Annotated in this window: 29 protein-coding genes; 27 read left to right on the top strand and 2 right to left on the bottom strand. The window is 44.7% G+C overall.

All coding sequences use genetic code 11. From position 1 onward, the window contains the following. Positions 1-42 precede the first annotated feature (42 nt). The 13 genes from ACQ4N8_RS03280 to ACQ4N8_RS03220 all read left to right on the top strand — a co-directional run bounded on the left by ACQ4N8_RS03280 (position 43) and on the right by ACQ4N8_RS03220 (position 10,407). Positions 43-399 (top strand): hypothetical protein, encoded by a 357-nt coding sequence (locus ACQ4N8_RS03280; RefSeq protein ID WP_430702881.1) that lies wholly within the window; start codon positions 43-45, stop codon positions 397-399. A 14-nt stretch (positions 400-413) separates the two neighbouring features. Further along, complete coding sequence (locus ACQ4N8_RS03275) at positions 414-1,508, top strand: DNA-methyltransferase (RefSeq protein WP_430702880.1); 1,095 nt, start codon at positions 414-416, stop codon at positions 1,506-1,508. 27 nt (positions 1,509-1,535) lie between these two features. Next, the gene (locus ACQ4N8_RS03270) at positions 1,536-1,865 is read left to right on the top strand and encodes a MarR family transcriptional regulator (protein WP_430702879.1); all 330 of its coding nucleotides are present in this window, start codon (positions 1,536-1,538) and stop codon (positions 1,863-1,865) included. Beyond that, on the top strand, positions 1,865-2,863 hold the full coding sequence (locus ACQ4N8_RS03265) for a phage replisome organizer N-terminal domain-containing protein (protein WP_430702878.1): 999 nt from the start codon (positions 1,865-1,867) through the stop codon (positions 2,861-2,863). The genes ACQ4N8_RS03270 and ACQ4N8_RS03265 overlap by 1 nt, the downstream gene beginning before the upstream one ends. Positions 2,864-2,872: 9 nt before the next feature. Next, complete coding sequence (gene dnaI / locus ACQ4N8_RS03260) at positions 2,873-3,814, top strand: primosomal protein DnaI (protein ID WP_430702921.1); 942 nt, start codon at positions 2,873-2,875, stop codon at positions 3,812-3,814. 70 nt (positions 3,815-3,884) lie between these two features. Then, positions 3,885-5,039 (top strand): DNA polymerase III subunit beta, encoded by a 1,155-nt coding sequence (gene dnaN, locus ACQ4N8_RS03255; protein ID WP_430702877.1) that lies wholly within the window; start codon positions 3,885-3,887, stop codon positions 5,037-5,039. A 2-nt stretch (positions 5,040-5,041) separates the two neighbouring features. Then, the gene (locus ACQ4N8_RS03250; protein WP_430702876.1) at positions 5,042-5,584 is read left to right on the top strand and encodes a hypothetical protein; all 543 of its coding nucleotides are present in this window, start codon (positions 5,042-5,044) and stop codon (positions 5,582-5,584) included. Next, the gene (locus ACQ4N8_RS03245) at positions 5,581-6,108 is read left to right on the top strand and encodes a DUF1064 domain-containing protein (protein WP_430702875.1); all 528 of its coding nucleotides are present in this window, start codon (positions 5,581-5,583) and stop codon (positions 6,106-6,108) included. Before ACQ4N8_RS03250 ends, ACQ4N8_RS03245 begins: the two co-directional genes overlap by 4 nt. After that, a complete protein-coding gene (locus ACQ4N8_RS03240) occupies positions 6,050-6,358 on the top strand; it encodes a hypothetical protein (protein WP_430702874.1) in 309 nt (102 codons plus the stop codon). The genes ACQ4N8_RS03245 and ACQ4N8_RS03240 overlap by 59 nt, the downstream gene beginning before the upstream one ends. Then, positions 6,358-8,280: a DNA cytosine methyltransferase gene (locus ACQ4N8_RS03235; RefSeq protein WP_430702873.1), complete on the top strand. Its 1,923-nt coding sequence runs from the start codon at positions 6,358-6,360 to the stop codon at positions 8,278-8,280. Before ACQ4N8_RS03240 ends, ACQ4N8_RS03235 begins: the two co-directional genes overlap by 1 nt. Next, positions 8,280-8,642: a hypothetical protein gene (locus tag ACQ4N8_RS03230; RefSeq protein WP_430702920.1), complete on the top strand. Its 363-nt coding sequence runs from the start codon at positions 8,280-8,282 to the stop codon at positions 8,640-8,642. Before ACQ4N8_RS03235 ends, ACQ4N8_RS03230 begins: the two co-directional genes overlap by 1 nt. 81 nt (positions 8,643-8,723) lie before the next feature. Then, positions 8,724-9,437: an SNF2-related protein gene (locus ACQ4N8_RS03225; protein ID WP_430702872.1), complete on the top strand. Its 714-nt coding sequence runs from the start codon at positions 8,724-8,726 to the stop codon at positions 9,435-9,437. Next, the gene (locus tag ACQ4N8_RS03220; RefSeq protein ID WP_430702919.1) at positions 9,397-10,407 is read left to right on the top strand and encodes an SNF2-related protein; all 1,011 of its coding nucleotides are present in this window, start codon (positions 9,397-9,399) and stop codon (positions 10,405-10,407) included. The genes ACQ4N8_RS03225 and ACQ4N8_RS03220 overlap by 41 nt, the downstream gene beginning before the upstream one ends. 215 nt (positions 10,408-10,622) lie before the next feature. Here ACQ4N8_RS03220 and ACQ4N8_RS03215 read toward each other — a convergent pair whose 3' ends face one another. Continuing rightward, positions 10,623-10,838 carry a helix-turn-helix domain-containing protein gene (locus tag ACQ4N8_RS03215; protein ID WP_430702918.1) on the bottom strand — a complete coding sequence of 72 codons (216 nt, stop codon included), beginning with the start codon at positions 10,836-10,838 and terminating at the stop codon, positions 10,623-10,625. Positions 10,839-11,200: 362 nt separating this feature from the next. On the opposite strand from ACQ4N8_RS03215, the gene ACQ4N8_RS03210 reads away from it, so the two are divergent. The 14 genes from ACQ4N8_RS03210 (at position 11,201) to ACQ4N8_RS03145 (ending at position 17,413) form a co-directional block, all read left to right on the top strand. Beyond that, entirely contained in the window at positions 11,201-11,383 is a 183-nt protein-coding gene (locus ACQ4N8_RS03210) for a hypothetical protein (protein ID WP_430702871.1), read from the top strand. A 57-nt stretch (positions 11,384-11,440) separates the two neighbouring features. Then, positions 11,441-11,614 (top strand): hypothetical protein, encoded by a 174-nt coding sequence (locus ACQ4N8_RS03205; protein ID WP_430702870.1) that lies wholly within the window; start codon positions 11,441-11,443, stop codon positions 11,612-11,614. Positions 11,615-11,806: 192 nt separating this feature from the next. Then, entirely contained in the window at positions 11,807-12,157 is a 351-nt protein-coding gene (locus ACQ4N8_RS03200) for a hypothetical protein (RefSeq protein ID WP_430702869.1), read from the top strand. Positions 12,158-12,170: 13 nt separating this feature from the next. Beyond that, positions 12,171-12,347 (top strand): hypothetical protein, encoded by a 177-nt coding sequence (locus tag ACQ4N8_RS03195; RefSeq protein WP_430702868.1) that lies wholly within the window; start codon positions 12,171-12,173, stop codon positions 12,345-12,347. Beyond that, positions 12,347-12,496, top strand: coding sequence for a DUF6011 domain-containing protein (locus ACQ4N8_RS03190; protein WP_430702867.1), 150 nt, complete (start codon positions 12,347-12,349; stop codon positions 12,494-12,496). Before ACQ4N8_RS03195 ends, ACQ4N8_RS03190 begins: the two co-directional genes overlap by 1 nt. A 31-nt stretch (positions 12,497-12,527) precedes the next feature. After that, positions 12,528-13,208, top strand: a complete 681-nt coding sequence (locus ACQ4N8_RS03185; protein ID WP_430702866.1) for an HNH endonuclease — start codon at positions 12,528-12,530, stop codon at positions 13,206-13,208. A gap of 9 nt (positions 13,209-13,217) precedes the next feature. After that, entirely contained in the window at positions 13,218-13,601 is a 384-nt protein-coding gene (locus ACQ4N8_RS03180) for a hypothetical protein (RefSeq protein ID WP_430702865.1), read from the top strand. Then, entirely contained in the window at positions 13,598-14,026 is a 429-nt protein-coding gene (locus ACQ4N8_RS03175; RefSeq protein ID WP_430702864.1) for a hypothetical protein, read from the top strand. The genes ACQ4N8_RS03180 and ACQ4N8_RS03175 overlap by 4 nt, the downstream gene beginning before the upstream one ends. Before the next feature lie 138 nt (positions 14,027-14,164). Then, on the top strand, positions 14,165-14,599 hold the full coding sequence (locus tag ACQ4N8_RS03170) for an ASCH domain-containing protein (RefSeq protein WP_430702863.1): 435 nt from the start codon (positions 14,165-14,167) through the stop codon (positions 14,597-14,599). Continuing rightward, a complete protein-coding gene (locus ACQ4N8_RS03165) occupies positions 14,596-15,057 on the top strand; it encodes a hypothetical protein (RefSeq protein WP_430702862.1) in 462 nt (153 codons plus the stop codon). The genes ACQ4N8_RS03170 and ACQ4N8_RS03165 overlap by 4 nt, the downstream gene beginning before the upstream one ends. 113 nt (positions 15,058-15,170) lie before the next feature. Then, the gene (locus tag ACQ4N8_RS03160; protein ID WP_430702861.1) at positions 15,171-15,482 is read left to right on the top strand and encodes a hypothetical protein; all 312 of its coding nucleotides are present in this window, start codon (positions 15,171-15,173) and stop codon (positions 15,480-15,482) included. A 57-nt stretch (positions 15,483-15,539) separates the two neighbouring features. Continuing rightward, positions 15,540-16,028, top strand: a complete 489-nt coding sequence (locus ACQ4N8_RS03155; protein ID WP_430702860.1) for a hypothetical protein — start codon at positions 15,540-15,542, stop codon at positions 16,026-16,028. Between the two features lie 69 nt (positions 16,029-16,097). Beyond that, positions 16,098-16,760, top strand: a complete 663-nt coding sequence (locus ACQ4N8_RS03150; RefSeq protein ID WP_430702859.1) for a hypothetical protein — start codon at positions 16,098-16,100, stop codon at positions 16,758-16,760. After that, on the top strand, positions 16,757-17,413 hold the full coding sequence (locus ACQ4N8_RS03145; RefSeq protein ID WP_430702858.1) for a hypothetical protein: 657 nt from the start codon (positions 16,757-16,759) through the stop codon (positions 17,411-17,413). Before ACQ4N8_RS03150 ends, ACQ4N8_RS03145 begins: the two co-directional genes overlap by 4 nt. Before the next feature lie 18 nt (positions 17,414-17,431). Here the strand turns inward: ACQ4N8_RS03145 and ACQ4N8_RS03140 are convergent, their stop codons facing one another. After that, positions 17,432-18,640: a hypothetical protein gene (locus tag ACQ4N8_RS03140; RefSeq protein ID WP_430702857.1), complete on the bottom strand. Its 1,209-nt coding sequence runs from the start codon at positions 18,638-18,640 to the stop codon at positions 17,432-17,434. Positions 18,641-18,706 lie beyond the last annotated feature (66 nt).

Raw genomic sequence — 18,706 nt, 5'->3', positions numbered from 1 at the left:
GCGCTGCTTAACAAACAGTATTCACTTGGGGAACTATATAGCATGGCTGATCAGTGCAGCCACGAATATCCCGAGACACTTGCTCGTAAGATTGAAATTCTTTCCGAAATTCAGATCATCCTTGGTCGAAAAGCCGCTGATGCAGTTAGGGAGTATAAGCGAATCTACGCTGAAAGGAAGCGCGTATACGCAGAAGCATACCTGGCAGCCGCTAAAGATAAAGCGCAGCGGGCGGAATTAGCAATCATAGATTTGCGTTTAAAAGAAGCTGACACCGAGGCTGACAAGGTGCGCTGGGATAATGCAGTAAAGAGTAATGAGCAGGTCATAAACTCTTTGAAATATAACTTGAAAGTTCTGCTGGTGGAATTTCAGAATCCAGCCAATAAGAGCAGATAGGGGGAAAAAGGAACATGGAAAGTCCTATCTTTCAAGGAGATTGCATGGAAATTATGCCGCTGCTTGAGGCAGAGTCATTCCACACATGCGTTACTTCCCCACCATACTGGGGACTACGGGATTACGGCATTCCTCCGACGGACTGGCCTGAGGTGACTTACACACCGATGCCCGGGCTGCCATCGATAACCGTTCCGGCCTGGACCGGGTGCCTCGGGTTGGAGCCGACCCCGGAAATGTTCGTCGCTCACACGGTGGCCGTATTCCGGGAAGTCTGGCGGCTGCTGAGGCCGGACGGAACGCTCTGGTTGAATTATGGAGACAGCTACGCCAAGGCGGGCAAATCAGGCCTGGGCGATCCAACTATCGGCGAACGGAACCTCGGCGGCATGAAACAGATGGAAAAGAAGATTCCGAACGGTCTCAAACCGAAAGACCTGGTCGGAATTCCGTGGCGGGTAGCATTCGCGTTACAGGCCGATGGATGGTACCTACGAATGGACAATATCTGGAGTAAAGCAAACCCAATGCCTGAGAGCGTCACGGATCGACCGACGAAAGCTCATGAATATATTTTTCTGTTATCGAAATCTAAGCGTTATTACTACGATAACGAGGCCATAAAAGAGGATGCGGTATCAGATCATATGCCAGGAAACAACTCTCACAAAGGGACAGCGGCATATGAAGCAGGCGATAAAAAGCACAGAACGAAAGCAGGGCTTGTTGCATATGCCCAAAAGGTTCGGGCAAATTCATTCGCCCGACTGGTAAAAGAGAGCCCTCCACCAGGACAAATGCCCCAGCACCGCCCGGGGAGGAAGGTTGTCGAATACATCGGCACGAGAAACAAACGCAGTGTTTGGACGGTAGCCACCGCCCAATTTTCCGAAGCTCACTTCGCAGTCTTCCCGGAATTGCTGATTCGTCCTTGTATTTTGGCCGGGGCTCCGGCGGGGGGGCGAGTGCTTGATCCGTTCGGAGGAAGCGGAACGACTCGTAAGGTTGCGCTTGAGAATATGCGCCAATGTACGATTATCGAAATAGGAGGAAAGTATGTGGACATCGCTAGGAAGAGAACGGAGATTGTGAGACTGAATCTATTTTAGTTGGTTACAGTCTGGAGGGTGAACAAAATGAATACTCAACAACGAATACTTGATTTTATCATTCGATTTCAGCACGAGAAGGGATTTTCTCCAACATTCAGAGAGATCGTCGATGGCGTTGGCTTAAAGTCTTCTTCAACTGTAAGCGGCCATCTCGATCGACTTGAAAAGAAAGGTCTGATTAAGAGATCTCCGGCTTCTAGCCGCACAATTCTGGCTAATGATGAAGGGACAAGATCGGCAATCAAAACTTGGAGAAGAGTTTCTGTTCGCGTCTTGGAAGTGGATGAAGACGGAACATTCTCTAAAGTGGTTATTGGTGGAAAACTCTATGTTCTCGCTACTGGTGGACGCTGATGGCAGAGATCAAGTGGATCAAACTAAGCACCGGTATGTTCGATGATGAAAAAATAAAAATCATAGAGGATATGCCAGAAGCCGACACGATCATTGTTATCTGGATTAAGTTGATGACCATGACTGGTCGCTCTAATATGGGCGGATACATCATGCTGACGGAATCAATTCCCTATACAGAGGAGATGTTGATTTCGGTTATCAAAAGGCCGCTGCCAGTTATAAAAATGGCTTTATCCATCTTCCAAAGGTTTGGGATGCTTGAAATTTCTGATCAAGGCGCTTTCTATCTTCCAAACTGGGAGAAGCATCAAAATACAGAAGCTCTTGAAAAAGTTAGGGAATACGAGCGAAAACGTAAGGCAGAGCAAAGGTCAAAAAAAAGGCTTTTGAAGTTACAACAAAATGGGACAGTTCCGGGAAATGTCCCGGACAGTCCCGGTAATGTACCGGCCCTAGAAGTAAGAACTAAGAACAAAGAAATAGATAGTTGTTGTTATACGCCCCCGGGCGAATCAAAAACCGAAGATGAGGGGATACCGTCTTCCCGACAGGATGCTGTTCCTGTCACTCCTGAACAGGTGCCGACTCTGTTACAGGACCAAATATCATCTTTTGACATTGATTTCCGGCAGGCCGTAGCTGATAAATACCTTCGCCGTCACGGGAAGAGCTTAGATATAACGAAGGCTGATGATGAGGTGATCGATGAGTTGATCAAAGAGGCCGTCCCACTTCAAACTGCTTTAGATGGCATCGACCAAGCCTTTGACAATTTTAAGCCGAAGCACAAGCGGGACGAGGTACGGAGTTTGAGTTATTGCGCGACCGTTATATATTCACTTCACGCCACGAGATCCGCGCAAGTCGAAAAGGAGAGTCTTGATACTGGTTCGAAGGATGCCGTCCCCGAATTGGTCGAGGATAGTGAATACACTGACGCGGATGTTCAGGCAATGTTGGCGCAGCTCAAGGCGAAGCGCGGAGGTGATGAATGATTGCAAACCATGGGAGAGGAACTTAAAAAACTGGTTCCGACAAATTTTGCCGAACGCCAAGCCGAAATTATGGAGCGAATGGCCCGACACGAAGAAGTCAAGAGGATCGCCAAGGAATATCCAGACCAATCATCGGATTTGCTCCATCCAAGGAATTACAGGGACTTATCGCAGCACCTTTCCTACTTTGATCATTGTAAGTCCTGCCCTGGTCTGGATGCCTGTCAGAACGACCAGAAGGGCCATACGAGCGTGGTAGAACCTGATCTCGATAGATCGGACGCCCTGAATTTCAGGCTTCAAAAATGCCCGTTATTGATCGGATACGAGAAGCAACAGAGGATTGGAAGGTTAATCAAGAGCCATCACATCCCAAAAAGCATTCTGAACGCCACGTTTGAGGATATTGAGCCAGATCCGCCAAGAAGGGCAGCAATTATGGAAGCTATGCAGTTCTGTTCGGAGTTTGTCCCAGGCGAAACCGCCAAAGGACTTTACCTTTACGGGCAAATGGGAGTCGGAAAGAGCAGAATCGTTGGGGCAATTGCTCAGGAACTGGCGAAACGCGGGATAGATGTTCTGATGGTTTATGTCCCTGATTTTCTCGCAGAGGTTAAGGATTCAATTGGTTCAAATGGGGTTTTATCAAAGCTGGACGCCTTGAAGGAAGCTTCCGTTCTAATCCTAGACGATATTGGAGCAGAACCTCTTACATCGTGGACGCGGGATGAAGTCTTGGGGCCAATCCTTCAACGGCGAATGGAAGAATTTGCAACAATCTATACTTCGAACTTAACCATCAGTGAGCTTAGAAAACATTTGGCGAATGTGAAAGACGCTAAGGATACGGACAGAAAGCAGCATGAGAAGAAAGCCGAACGGATCATAGAACGAATTGAACCATTTGTTAAGGTGCTGCCGGTAGGTGGCCGGAATAGAAGGAGGGAATAACGATGTGCGGAACATGCGGGGGTTCAAAGGTAGTTTATAAATGTCTTGGCCCCTTATTGGTGACAGGCCCATGCCCGGAATGCAATTCAAAAGCCAAATTCAAAAAAGAAAGCGAGGTTTCAAAAAAATGAAGATTTCAATCGATAAATCGATCTTATGGAAAGCGTTGGATCAAGTTTCAAAGGTTTTGTCTACCCGGACAATTATCCCGGTATTATCCGAAATTTTGGTTGTCGCCAACGAAAACGGGCTCTCCTTAACAGGTGGTGACGGCAATGTATTTTTAAGAACAAAGATTGCTGCCGATGACTTTCAACTTCTTCGACCGGGGTCGGTGACTATACCAGGAAGACGTTTTTTGGAAATCGTGAAAAAGTTGAAAGATGTTGTTGATATCGTCGCTGATGGCACAACGATCGGAATCAAGAGCGGCAGATCCCAATTTGAAATGGTTGGTATGGAAGCGGAAGAATACCCATCATTTGATGAAGAACTGGGTCAGACCGTCAAAATTACAGGTCAAACGCTGAGAGAATTGGTAAGCAAAACTTCGTTTGCAACTTATACAAAAGAAGATGCCGCGATCCTAACCGGATTAAGGCTCAGATCAACCGAAGAAGGGATTGAAGTGACCGGAACAGACCGGCATCGATTATCCAAGACATCCGGGAAGAGCGAGGGCGGATATGAGTTTGAAACTGTTGTCGGTGCTTCTGCCCTTAACGAACTTATTAAAATCATCCCGGATAAAGAAAAGGTCAACCTGTCGTTTTACAAAGGAAAGTTCATTGTTAACACTGACTCATTTGTGTTTACTTCCCTGGTGCTTGAAGGAATATACCCTGATGTTGATAAGATCACACCAACCAGTTTCGCATCTGTTGTTACCGTAAACACGCAGAAATTCATTGATGCTCTTGAGGGAGTAGATATTTTTGCCAAAGAGCAAAAAACAGGCCTTGTCAAAATGAAAGTGGGAGAAGAAATCGAACTATTCTCGCAAACAGATAAAGGCAAAGCCAATGAATTCGTCAGTATCCAAGAGTTGAAAGGTGATGAATTTGGAATTGCCTTCAATGCAAGATTCGCATTGAGCGCTCTGAAATCCATTGATGCAAAAGAGACAACAATTAATTATACCGGCAGAATGAGCCCCTTTGTAATCAAAGGCGTCGGGAATGAAACGGATACCCATTTGATCCTGCCATATCGGACGGAGGTGTAACTATGATCGAAGGACTTAATCATAAAGAGATAGCTAAGCAAATCAAGGCATCCGGGAAACATGGTTACTTAATATGGTCCAGACAAAAGAAGCAGCATTTCATATCAAATCGTCATTTCCTTCTGAATGTCGAAGAAGTTCCATCGGAGATCCTAATTTCGCTGTTCGCTATTTTCTTGAAAATTCCGGCTGTTGGCGAAACACTCGTTTGCAACTTCGGGAGAGTACAAGATGAAGAAAGTCAGAAACCAATTAAATTTGATCAAATCTATATGCCCGATAAGCAGTCTATAAAAGGGCAGGTCACTCCGTTTATCAAGGATTACGGTGACAAGATAAGTATGAGAATCATTAAGTTTCCAGATCGCTTCACCTATATCAACGAACAATATATGAAGATGACCTCAGATAGGGAACCGATCTCCACCGATATTGCAATGGCACCCGTATATTTCGCGGATAATTCATTAATCTTGCTTCCGTACAGAATCAATGACAAACCAGAAGAAAGCATTTTAACTGGTCTGATTGGTGAAACAGATTGAGCAAATACAATTCAACAAAAGTCATTGTTACGGCAGACGGAACTTTGTTTGAAGAATGGCTGGTTAAAAAACACGAGCTTGATGTGAAAGGCATCCGTTTCGATAGCAGAATGGAAGGCGAGTACTACCAAGAACTACTCATGATGAAGCGGTACGGAGAAATAAAGGATTTCTCTTGCCAGCCAAAATATGTACTTCAAGAGAAACCCAAGATAACGTACATTGCCGATTTTCTAGTAACCGATCTGGATGGATCGCAACGAGTAATCGACATTAAGGGGGCAGAAACGTCTACCTTTAGGGTGAAACTTAAGCTCTTTCAATCTGTATATCCGACTTTGCGCATCGAAATACTTACAAAAAAGCGCGGTCAATTTGTGCCTTTGCAACAAGTTAAAGAGGAAAAGGCGGCCCGGAAACGGGCCGTAAACAAACTTCTAAAACAAGCGGAAAGGAAGATGAAAAATGCCCGAAATCCCCGGAATGGAAATGAAATTTACCGTAATCAAAAACGAGGACGTTGAAAAGCATCTTGATGATCGTGATAAGAGCGAGTTATCCCGTATCCTCTGGAAAATTGAACAAGTCCGCTATGAAGAAGGCAAAGAGGCTGTGAATACGTATCTGGTCGTAAACATTGATGAGCCATATGCCCCTGTAATTATCAATATCATGAAGGCTAATGGCCATTGGGGACAAACAGAAGATCCGAACCAAATTACGGCTCAAATCGTTGATGATCAATTGGTACTGCCCGGAAACGAGGGTGCCTAATGAGAACAGAATATACAGCGGCCTTTCTGTTCGGTGGAATTGGCGGTGGGGCATTAGGATTCAAAGGCGCTCGGGCCGAGTATATGGGCTCAGAGGCGCGGTTTAGAAGTTTGTGCAGTATCGATTCTGACCCGGTTGTATGTCGGAATTACGAACTGATTACAGGCGGAAAGGCAGTGCAAATGGATTTGTTTGACCGTCAGCAATACATCGATTTTCACGGAGTAAATGAGCCGCCCAGCGGCTGGCAGGAAGCTGAATCATGGGACTTGTGGAAGGCATTTGGAGAAGAGGTTCCAGATGTGATATTCACCTCACCGCCGTGTAAAGGATTTAGTGGATTGCTCCCTGAAAAGTCGGCCAGCAGCAAGAAATATCAGGCTCTAAATCTTTTAACCATTCGCGGGATTGATCTTTCGCTTTCTGCTTGCCGAGACTACGGCGGGGAGTTGCCTAGATTGTTCCTCTTGGAGAATGTACCGCGTATCATGACGCGCGGTAAGAAGATCCTTGAAAAGATTAAGGCGACACTCAAAAAGTACGGTTATGTCGTAAATGATGAAACCCATGATTGCGGGGAGATCGGAGGTCTGGGTCAGCATCGTAAACGTTACCTGCTCATTGCTCGTAATGAGAAACGAATGCCGGCCTTTGTGTATCGTCCAGAAATAAAGCCTTTAAAAACCATCGGCGATGTAATCGGGCCATTGCCTTTGCCGGGTGATGAGGTGAACGGTGGCCCACTTAACCGAATCCCATTACTTCAGCGGAAAACGTGGGAACGCTTAGCCTTTATACCAGCGGGAGGCGACTGGAGAGACCTCGAAAGTGTTGAATTTGAGAAATACCGACTTGAACACGAACCACGACGAGGGGCTTGGGCTGTAGATGAATGGGATCGACCAGGTAGAACGGTAACGGGCGGTGCTGGAGTAGGCCGAAGCAATGGATTGGCAGCGGTAAATGACCCCAGAACGGGATTTAAGGACAGCACACATACAGCCATTTATCGAGTTTCAAAATTTGATGAAGTTGGGCCAACTGTAACAGGTGCAGCGCGGCCAAATAACGGGGCGCTGTCTGTAGGCGATCCAAGATTAAAAGAACGTGACGGTCGTCATCCTGGAGTTTACCGCATTGTTCGAGTGAATGAACCGGCACCGTGTGTGACTGGAACGCGTTTTGGTAGTGGCGCACTAGCAATAGCAGATCCGCGAACCCCTTCTGATAACTACGATGGAGAATACAACAGAGCCGATGGCTATGGAATTCAAGATTGGGAGAAACCAGCGAAAACCGTCAGAGGAGCAGCGAGAATCATGAATTCCGCTTCATCCGTTGCTGACCCGAGATTGAACGACAGAAAACAGCGCTATCCCGGAACTTACCGAGTTGAGGATTGGGAAAATGCTGCGAATACGGTGCTTGGTCAAACAGATGTGCAATGTGGCGCCGCATCAATTGGTGATCCTCGCTTAGGCTGTAAACCCCGCTCGGGGTCATATGGGGTACAGAGATGGGATGAAACGGCGACCACAGTAACCGGCTCTGGGGATGTCCATTCCGGTAATGCCGCTATTGCAGATCCGCGAATTCCAGAATATAACGAGCGCTGTGTCATGGTAATCATCGCAGAAGATGGGACTTGGCATCGACCATTTACCACTTATGAACTGGCCGTGGGGCTTCAAGGGTTTCCAAGATATCTAACCGATGGAAGACCATTTCAAATTGAAGGCTGCTCAGATGCCAAGGCAAGAGAGTATATCGGAAATGCGGTTCCTCCTGATGCTGCTGAAGGTATGGCAAATGTAATCCTTATGGCAATGGTACTCGCAGAAGAGGGCATAACGTTTGAGTTTAGTTGGAATCCGATCTGGGTACAGCCTGATGAAATTCAAGAAGGGCAGCTCGTTCATTGATGGAACAAGTTGTTGCAGCCATAAAAAGAATCCGTTGCCATGTCATCACGGATGAATACAAACTTCACAAGCTGATTCAGCAGGAACTTATCGCCGCAGGGATTTCGTATCAACACGAAGTTCCTCTGGCTCCCCGAAATCGTATTGATTTTCTTACGAACGACGGGATCGGAATCGAAGCAAAAAAGGGCAAGCCGAATGAACTGAGCGTCTTTAAACAGCTTGAACGATATGCCGGATTTGATGATGTGAAAGGCTTAATTCTCGTCATTGAACGTTACATGGATTTACCAGAAACCATTAACGGAAAGCCGGTCGTATCGATCGGATTAAGGAAGCTTTGGGGAATTTCCAGTAAATGAGGTGATTAGAGATCGGAAGGCATAAAAGAAGTCCCGTCTTACCTTCGGCCACCTGGCGAATCTGATTATTACTACGGAACATTGAAATATGAAGAATTGACAGATAGTTGGGTGATCGAGGGAGAACCCGTCGTTTGTCAGGCGGCAAAACGGCTGTTCCCGGGAGCAGAAGGGCGCTTCAAAGGGATTGCAAAGTTCAAAAGCAACAAGCGCACAAACGGCGACCTGAACTGGCTAATGATGCGGTATCCACTGCAAATTGTTGATCAAGAAAAATGGAATGAGCAATTTAATGAAGCCGTTAATTATGTTCGAAAGCGCAATGAGATCCGGCGAGGCCCGCAAAAGATGGAGCCATCCAGATTGTATTTTAACGGCACGTTGACTGAGTTTCAAAAGGAAGGAGTGGCATTTCTAAACAATAATGCCCCGACGCTCTTGGCTGATGATATGGGGCTTGGAAAGACAGTCGAAGCATTAGCATGGATAGCCCATCAAAACCGCTATCCTGGGATTATCGTTGTTCCCACAAGCGTACAGACTCAATGGAAAAGCCAAGTCTTAAAATTCATTGTTCCGCAACCTGTAGCCGGAGAAATGACGCTATTTCCAGACCCGGAAAAGTCGGTTCACATCATCAAAGGACTCACTCCATACGAGTTGCCGCCAGCGAATTTTTACATCATTCATTACGGATTGCTTCGGGGATGGAAAACGTCCTTACCTGCCTATAACTTTGAATTTGCCGTCTTTGATGAAATCCAAGCTTCGGAGAACGGGGACCGAGAAATATAGCGCCGCATCTCTTTTGGCGGAAAGCGTTGGGAATGCCATCGGGTTGTCTGGTACTCCAGTCTATAACCAGGGCGGGGAAATATTCAATATTATGGAAATTTTGAGTCGCGGATGTCTTAGCGATTGGGGTAGCTTCACGCGGGAGTGGTGCTATGGATACGGCGAGATGGTTGTAACCGATCCCGAACAGCTTGGAGAGCATTTACGCCGCGAAGGTCTTATGCTCCGGCGTACAAAAGATCAGGTTCTAACCGAACTGCCGCTGAAACGCCGCATTATTCAAGAAATCGACGCTGACGAGAAGGCATTTACACGGGAAATGAAGACTGTGTTTAACTTGATCGAGCGATACGACACGATAGCAGACAACTTTGAGAAGGGCAGAGCCAAGCGGGAGATCGCGGAAAAAGCGCGGCAAGCTACCGGCATTGCAAAAGCCCCATATGTGGCCGCATTCGTCCGTATGTTGCTTGAAGCCGGGGAAGCGGTTGTCTTATATGGATACCATCATTCCGTTTATGAAATCTGGATGGAAGAGTTAAAGACGTTCAATCCGGTGAAAGTGACCGGTACGGAAACCAATGCCCAAAAGGAATATGCCAAAGAGCAGTTCATCAAAGGGAATACAAATTTGATCATCATATCTCTCCGGGCAGCAGCCGGTATTGACGGTTTGCAAAACAGGGCGAACATTAACGTATTCGGTGAATTGGATTGGTCGCCGGGCATTCACAGCCAATGTGAGGACCGGACGCACCGAATGGGGCAAAAGGATTCGGTATTAAGCTATTACCTTGTCTGCGGCCAAGGCAGCGACGAACAGATGATGGAAGCGCTCGGATTTAAAACAGCTCAGTTCGCCGGGATCATGGGTGAGAAAACGGAATCAGAAGAAGACAAGGCTATTGCTCAGGTGGAGATCGGCAAGCACCTCGATAAAGTTATTGAGAAATTGAAGAAACATGGGTGAGAGTCATGAGGATTAAGAGAAAACCTGGGGAAAGAAAAATCATTAGGGGCGGGCCGTACGGAACGTATGAACAATATTTCCTTTCGGATGAAGAGTTGGAAAAGTACCGTGCAATGCCGCCTGACGAATACTGGGAGACTAATCCGCGACCGATTAGGCCGGCCGAATTTCAAGCCGTCCAGGAACGAAGAAATAAAAACGGAGCATAGAGGATTCTATTCCTCTTGCTCCTCTACTTCAAACAAATCTTCGATAGATATTCCCAAAGCCTTTGAAATTCTAAAAAGATGTTCAATTCTGAACTGAACATTTTTATCGAATCTCGAAACGGCCGCTTGAGGGATACCGGCAGCATTAGCTAAATCATTTTGGGTCAAACCGCGTTCTTTCAATATTGCAAGCAATTTGGGTTTTATCTCCAATGAATTCACTCCTTTATATTTAATTCTCATTATAAATTATACACTATCGAATATTTTTCATCAACATACATTGACTAATGTATATACGATAGTGTATAATGTAATCAAGAGGTTGAGAGAATGTCCTCTGAAAGGGTGGAAAAATGAAAGATTGGGTAACGCTCCTCACGGCAATCATCCAGCTACTTACCGCAGCGTTGCTGCTACAGAAAACCCCCGTAAGGAAAAGAAAAAAGGAACCAAACGCAAGCCACCCGGCAAACGCAAATAGGTTCCTCGGAGGGAGTTAGGGCTCCCTCCTCCCAATCTTAACATAAACGGTTTGACGTATACAATATGGCGGCGGCCTTACGCGGGAGGGTGAATGGAGCATGAAACAGGAAAACAGAAGAAAACTAGCAACTATAAAGAAAAAAGTTATCGGTGGAATGTATGTCGAAATGAGCAAGCAATCAAAAAACAAAAATATGGCAGACAGTGAATACTCCGAAGCGCTCCGGATTTTAGGAAAGGCGCTGGCTGATATAGAGTATTCCTTCGGCAGCCTTGACTAATTGGGCAACTCGATAGTGCAGTACTGAAAACTTCAATAACGCAGGAGGTAGGGGGACATGGGAATGGAAAAGTTAATCGGATTGTTCATTGGTGACTTCCTTGTTGGAGAATACAAGCCCACCGAATATTTACAGGCCTTAGACGAAGCGAAGTCATCTTTTGAGGGAACGGGAGCGATTCACGAGATTAAAGTTATCTCGAAAAATGAAACAAAGTCGACAGCATTATGAGGAGGAATAACGCATGGAAACAGTAACGCTGATAATCGGGATCGCGGCGCTGATACTATCGGTGGTCGCGTTAGTCCGGACGTTACGCAAATAACAAACCAGATGAGACCCGAGGGAGACGGGCCGATACCTACCGGCGCTGGCCGGGATGCGGATATACGCATAGGGAAAATTACAAGGAGGTTTAAGGATTTGAACATTCAAATAACAGACTGCCCCGAAAAACTACAAGAGTCAATTAAGGATTGGAAGGAGAGGGTTCCATATTCCAAGGTCATAGCCATCAGGAAAGTAGAATCAACACCTTACAAAGATAAAACGATTGTACGTATCACCTATAAGGCGTATCTCCAGTTTGCTTATGAGATTCTTATTCTCTCGTTAGCAACAGAGAACAGGACTGATTTTCAATTGGAAGAATCAGTTGATACCAATTGGCTAAATGGGGGAGACATTACCATAATTGTTAAAGAGGCTGATTATATAAAGGACGATTTAAAACGGGACATATTCGGAGGTCAGGAAAATTTTCCTGAACAGTAGGGGGGAGATGTCGATGCACATCAAGTCTATTAATTTGTCCGAATTAGACGAGCAACCAGCAGAAATTCAAGAAGCCATTGCCTTTTACGCCGTTAGAACAATCCTTCCGCTACATTATTCGGCAGCGGAAAGGGAACGTCATTACAAGGTACTGGAACAGGCAGGATACCTTGAAAGGATGACTGTGTGATGGAAAAGGAACATGACTACTCTCGTTGCAAGATATGCGGAAGAAAACTCAAAAATCCGCAGTACCGCCGTAGTGGAATAGGTCCAAAATGTAAGCAGAAACAAAGTAAAGAACCGGATGAAAAAGTAGTTCAGTTGAAGTTGTTTTAATCAATCCCAATCTGAAAGGTGGTGTGAAAGAATGGCCCATCAAACATTTTGGAAGCCGGAGAAACAGGTTAAGGAGAAGAAGGTTTATAACAGCTTGCAACAACGGAAACCGAAAGCGAAACGGGAAGTCCCTGAATGGAAGAAGGACATTCTTTCGCACCACTCTTCAAGGCCAAACACCAAGGAGCGCGGGGAGTTTCCAAGGGAAGTTGTCGCTGAACTGATATTAGAATCGGGCGGCGTCTGTCAGCATTGTAAGGCTGCCGAAGCCACTACAACGCACCATGTTTACCCAAGGGGGAGAAAGGGGCGGGGAGTTAAAACAAACGGTTTGCGGCTTTGCTGGCTGTGTCATGACATGATTCAGACAGACGAAGAGTTGCTTCAATACTGGATCTCGGTTTACCGCGATAAATACGGCGATCACTTTTGGTTCGACGATCAAGACTGGGAAGCATTTAACCGGAAACAAGCGGACATAAAAGCTGCTGAAGCCGAGAGAAAAGAACGGTTGAACCAGTTCAAACCGATTGCCGAATTGATTACCACGGCGGCGGGGCGGTCCTTAAAAGCCAAGGAGCTGCAACTGCTTGAAGGATTTGACGAAAGGGAAATGGCTGTCTTTGCATCAATGCTTTCAGATGTTGTATCGGCGGCGGGCCAGTCGTCTATAAAACCATCGTACGCATATGGTGAACGATTTGAAGATTAGGAGGGGAATATGAAGTTGTTGATGCTGCGACTTATTGATAATCGAATTGTTTTGGATATGAACAAACATGATGTCGGAAATTTCAAAGCGCAAGGCTATACAGGTTTACCAGAAACCTTCGAACTTGATGAAATGTGCTTGGCTCCTGTGATCGGCGTTGTCGACCTTAACGACGAGCAGCAAGCCAAGATATCCGAAGCCTTTAAATACGGCGGCGAATGTGATTGGTGTGGTGAGCCGTCCGCTGAATTAAGTCATCCTCATATATTCGATCCGGCTATAGGTAATCGCATGTGTCGGAACTGTTGGAACCATGATCGCGAAGTTTACAAAGGATCTTATGGTGAAGATATAGGAGAGTTTAAACCAATCCAAGGGGAAGTGGAGAGATGAACGAATTGAGCAAACAAAATAAGCCAAAGCCATCAGGACTTAAACCGGGGGATCAAGTTGTTATGCATTCTTGCTACGAAGCTCGGAAAGAGAAATACGTCGGAAAGGTCTGGACGGTAGATTCAGAACCATGGGATCTGTGCGGCTCAGAAGTTGTAAGACTGGAAGGATATAGCGGTGGGTTTGCAACGGAATTTCTAAAGAAATGGGAACCTAAACCCTGCGAGTTTGAAGTAATCAAGGATGTTTATTGGGATGATTGGGGACGTCTCCGAAAGGTATTCAGAAAAGGTGATGTGTGTAAAGGAAAGCTCTGGCCTGACGGGACCGTCTCCGCAGAAAGCTCTATTTGTGATGGTATATCGGATATGGTTGATCCGGAATGCATTGTCATTTTAGGTGAGGGACAACCCAGTTATGAGTGACGTGAGAGTATGTCCCGGTTGTGGTCGGACAATATGCCAGCTCTGCGATAAAAAACATGCAAGTCTTGAAATGGTGAATAAGTTTACCGGAAAGACATTGAAGGTCTGCAAGTCATGTCACAGGGAGGTTTGGGGGAAATGAAAACCATAACGATCCACCAACCGTGGGCTTCCCTGATCGCTGTAGGGGCGAAGAAATTCGAAACGCGATCATGGAAAACAAATTACCGAGGACCAATCGCTATTCATGCCAGTATGAAGGGATTACCTCATCTGTGGTTTTGGGATAAGCCTATGCTTCAAGAGTTCGAAGAACGTGGCATAGATGTGAATGATCTGCCGAAGGGATGTGTAGTAGCAACTGCCAATCTCACAAATTGCATAAAATCCGTGGATACATGGACAGATGGATATATTCTTGAAGACGGTAGGTACATCTACACGCCGGAATACGAATTCGGAGACTTCACGCCAGGACGATACGCTTGGGAACTCACAAACGTTATTCGCCTAGCCAGCCCGATCCCCGTGAAAGGGCAACAAGGCTTATGGAATTGGGAGGGACGCCCATGATGGGGAGTCAAGAGTACGCCACAACCTTAAACTATGCGAACGGGCTTATCGATCGATTAAGGAGAGAACTTACCGAGAAGGTTGAACTGATTTCTTCTCTACAGGAGCAATTCCGCCAGGCCAATGCCTGCGCCGCGCGGTGGGCATGTCGTTATCACGCCGAGGAGACAAGGTTCCGAAGGCAAAACGAAGAAATCGCCGAAAAGGATACAACCATAAAAGAACTACAAGAAGCACTAGATAGGCCCAAGCAGCACTTATTATTTGAAATGCACAATGAACGAACTAAGAAGGAACGGGCGATAAGGGAACGGGATGGACTACGTAAAGCACTAGAAGAAATAATGTTTGAATGCGGACAAATAGGGCTTGAGAAGACGTACTATGAATCGACCGAGGGAATTATAAAAATTTGTCGTGCTGCTTTAGGGGAAGGTGAAAAACATGAAAGAACATGAACCATGCAAGCATTGCGGATTCGACCACGGATTCATCACGGATTACAAAGAAGATGGCGCGGAATATGAGTTTTGCCATAATTGCGGAACGGTTGTAGGGGAGGGTGATAAACATGAGTGAACCAACATTCGCGCCGAAACCACATTTTACAAACAAACAGTTAGATGAACTCAGTAAAGATTATCGAACGATACCAGAGGATGAAGAAGGAAGAAGTTACGAACCCGAATACAACAGCATTGCAGTAAGATCGGACATTTTAAAATTGATATCAGATATTCGTCACGCCAGAAGGGAACTGTACGCAGCCGAGAATGTTTTAGCAACTGTAGTTAGAGATTATCACCATGTATTGCCATTCGATTTGGTTCAAGGGATCGTGAGTTTGATGGGGATCGATATCGGTACATTACAACACTATTAGCCCCTATACGGATATAGAAGAGTAGACCCAAAGAGCGACATAGAAGGGATGAGTTAATTGGAACAGACAATTGAAATGTTAAAAGGTTTGGCTCGTGATTCTTGGAGTGGCAAAACAGGTGAAGAACGTGCCGAAAGCCTTGAAAAATATTTGAGAACAAAATTGCAGGAATACTCTGATGCTCTTAACATTCCGCAGGAGGAAATCTTGGAAGCCTGGGAGCGGGATAGAACTTACAGTGCAATTAACTATTATCAGGATTCAAATCAGCCTTCGATAAAGGCGGGGAAGGTAAAGGTATTTGAAACGGTTGGACACATGTTGCAAGCAATCGGAGAAAAGAAATTTAGATGTCCTTCCTGTGAAGGAATATCGACAAATCCGTATATATGCGATAGCGGCGAAACGGTTGATAAGAAAACATGTGACTGGAAGGTGTACGGACTATTCGGTGATTTAGGCAAAGGTATTCATGTATTTTGTAAAGACAAAATGCGTGGTGAAACGATATTCATGCCGTTGTCTTGGGAAGAAGTCACTGCATAGTTCGAAAAATAAGGAGTAGTGACATTATGAAAGGATAGCCCCATTTGGGGTCAGGGAGGGAAGAAAATAATGGGAAAGTTAATAGATGCAGATAAACTGCTGATGGACTTGAAAGACAAAAAAAGATCTTTACGCGAAAACCTGAATTTCGCAAAACGCGAAGGTGAAACCAAGTGGGCAGATGAATTACGCGAACAAATGCAGATATTGACGCTGATAATTGATGGTGTAGAACATGGTGGCTATGATCCCGATCCCATAAATATAGGAGATAAAAAACGTCTTGCTGCAGCGCTAATGGCCGTGAAATTCTTCCCTGGGATGGTGAAGGAAGCTATGCAAAGGGAGGAAAAGGATTTTGAGAAACGTCAACTTACTGGTAGGCGAGACTGGAAAATGGATAAAAAGTATCTCGAAAAAATAAACGAACGGGAGGAAGCTCCCGACGATGAAGACTTATATAAAATCGCATCTTACTGGCATTCGGAAACTGAGAAATGGCGCATTGAAGCATTTAAAAAATACCCGACACCTGATGCCTATGAGGCGGCTTGCAAAGCTTTACATAAGCACAAAGCACGAGCAGACTCAGCAGAATTATGGGAAGAAAAACTAAGGGATGAAATAGATGGGACAATTCCGCTACTAGAAGCTTCTGGTTTATTAACTAGAGCTGGACGCCTTAAAAAGCTACTGACATCCCTGTACCCTGATAAGGAGAGAAAAGCATGAAGGATACCACAGCAGAAATTCTGCCAACGAAAATCAATGACGACGCCGAGGATACAAACAGGATCGTTCAAATAACCTTCTTTGACGACATTGATGCAGAAGACATCCGAAAAACAAAATGGCTGCTGGGAAAGTATACTGACATGATCGACATTATCAAAAACTACGAATTTGCCCTTAAGCAAATCGAAAACGGATTGGATGCTTACCAGCTCCTAACGGCAGAGGGGGCGGCGGGGAAGAGGTTAACCGGTCAGGAATCGACGGCAGACGTAACAGGAAACTCAGTTGTTCTAAAGGATAAACGGCATACCAACTACAAATTTTATCTTTTCATTTCTAACAACATCCGGTTTGCGATCAATAACATCCGAGATCCGCACGAAGGGTTAATAGCAAAGCTGATTTTCCTGGACGGCATGAAATACCTCAAGGCGCAGGAATACATGGGCAAAGGTTACCGCAAAGATATTTACCCAATTTCCCCGACAACATTCGCAGAGAAGCGCCGGAAGGCCATTGCAGGGATCGCAAACAGCTTGAAGATGAACAGTACCTTGGATTTTGTAGTAATCGATTATGGGCGGGGCCGGAACAAAGAGGGAGAGATCGGACTGAGATTACCAGAAGTAAATAGGAACCATAGCAGGTAGTCATACCCCTGCTATGGTTTATACTATACGACTGTCTTCGTGTTGCCTGAAAAACCATCGTATAGTCTGATTTGCAACAATTTTCAGACAATTCGCAAACTCGTAAAGTTGATCTGGTGGACATTCTTTGCCCTTTAATTGATAATTTGTTTTAGCATGAGCTAACATATTTCTTGTATCAGATATTGCACTCGCTAACTCGTCTAAACAGCTAGATCGATCACTCTTAGAACTATCAATATTGATTTTTTTGATACTCTTTAAATAAGTAGGTGCTACAGGAGCAATATCGATTATGTCGCAACATGTTCCTACCGTCAATTTTATTGCCTGATTATCCCTTTGATTGTTTCGATGTTCAGCGAAAAGCTTTTCTAACTCTAAGATAAAATTTGCATCTGGATTTAAGGTTTTCGGGCTATATAATTTGTTTGTGATTGACTCTAGCATTTCTTTTCTAAGTACAGTTTGCGATACATATTCTATAACTTTTGTGTATGTAAGAATGCGGTATTCAGCATCATGTACTTGGTTAGCAGAATTGTATAATCTTAAAAGATCGGACATTCCCTTTCCTTGCATAAGTGGTCTTAATCGAATATTCGGTAATTTTTCTTCGTCATCCCAGTAGTAGAGGTTTGTAGGTCTTGAGGTCATGAAAATGTTTATGTCTAATGATGATGCGCACTCGAAAATAAACGCTTGGCAAATATCATCAACAATTCTTGGATCAATAGTATCTAAGGAGCTAATTTCTATAAATAGATCATCCATGGATAGAGGCGGTACATACTTATCGAAATGATTATCCATAGTAAGTCTAATTCCATAACTAGTAAGTTCTTTTGCGAAATTAACTTTAATTTTTTTTTCATCCCATTTCTGTTCGATATAATAATCTAGAAGTTTTGAGTCATTTATCCTGGGATCAACACAACTTACTGGAATCAAAACTAAATTTGGGCTATAAAAGAGGGATTCATTTTCAATCCTTCCATTTTGTGCAGAGTCAATGAGAGTTAATAATTTTTTTATAGTAATAGGTTCTTGATATTCATTAGTTGCAGGTAAAGATATTGTAATTTCGGTTTCATCGTTTATTAATATTTCTTTTTCATAGTCTTCATCAATATCGAAGAAATCAACATCAATATTGTATTTTTCACAAAATTCAAGTAATGCTCGTACTTTTACTTCAAGGAACTCCGAGCTAAATGAAATCCCCATAAAAACTTATTCTCCCCTTTATCGATTACAAGCCTCATTCCTCTGCATTCTTTTATTCTTCACGTT

The organism is Paenibacillus macerans (genome assembly GCF_050565405.1).
GTDB lineage: Bacteria > Bacillota > Bacilli > Paenibacillales > Paenibacillaceae > Fontibacillus > Fontibacillus macerans_B.
Note: the sequence above shows the minus strand (reverse complement) of the source record. Positions and strands in the feature narration are given on the sequence as shown.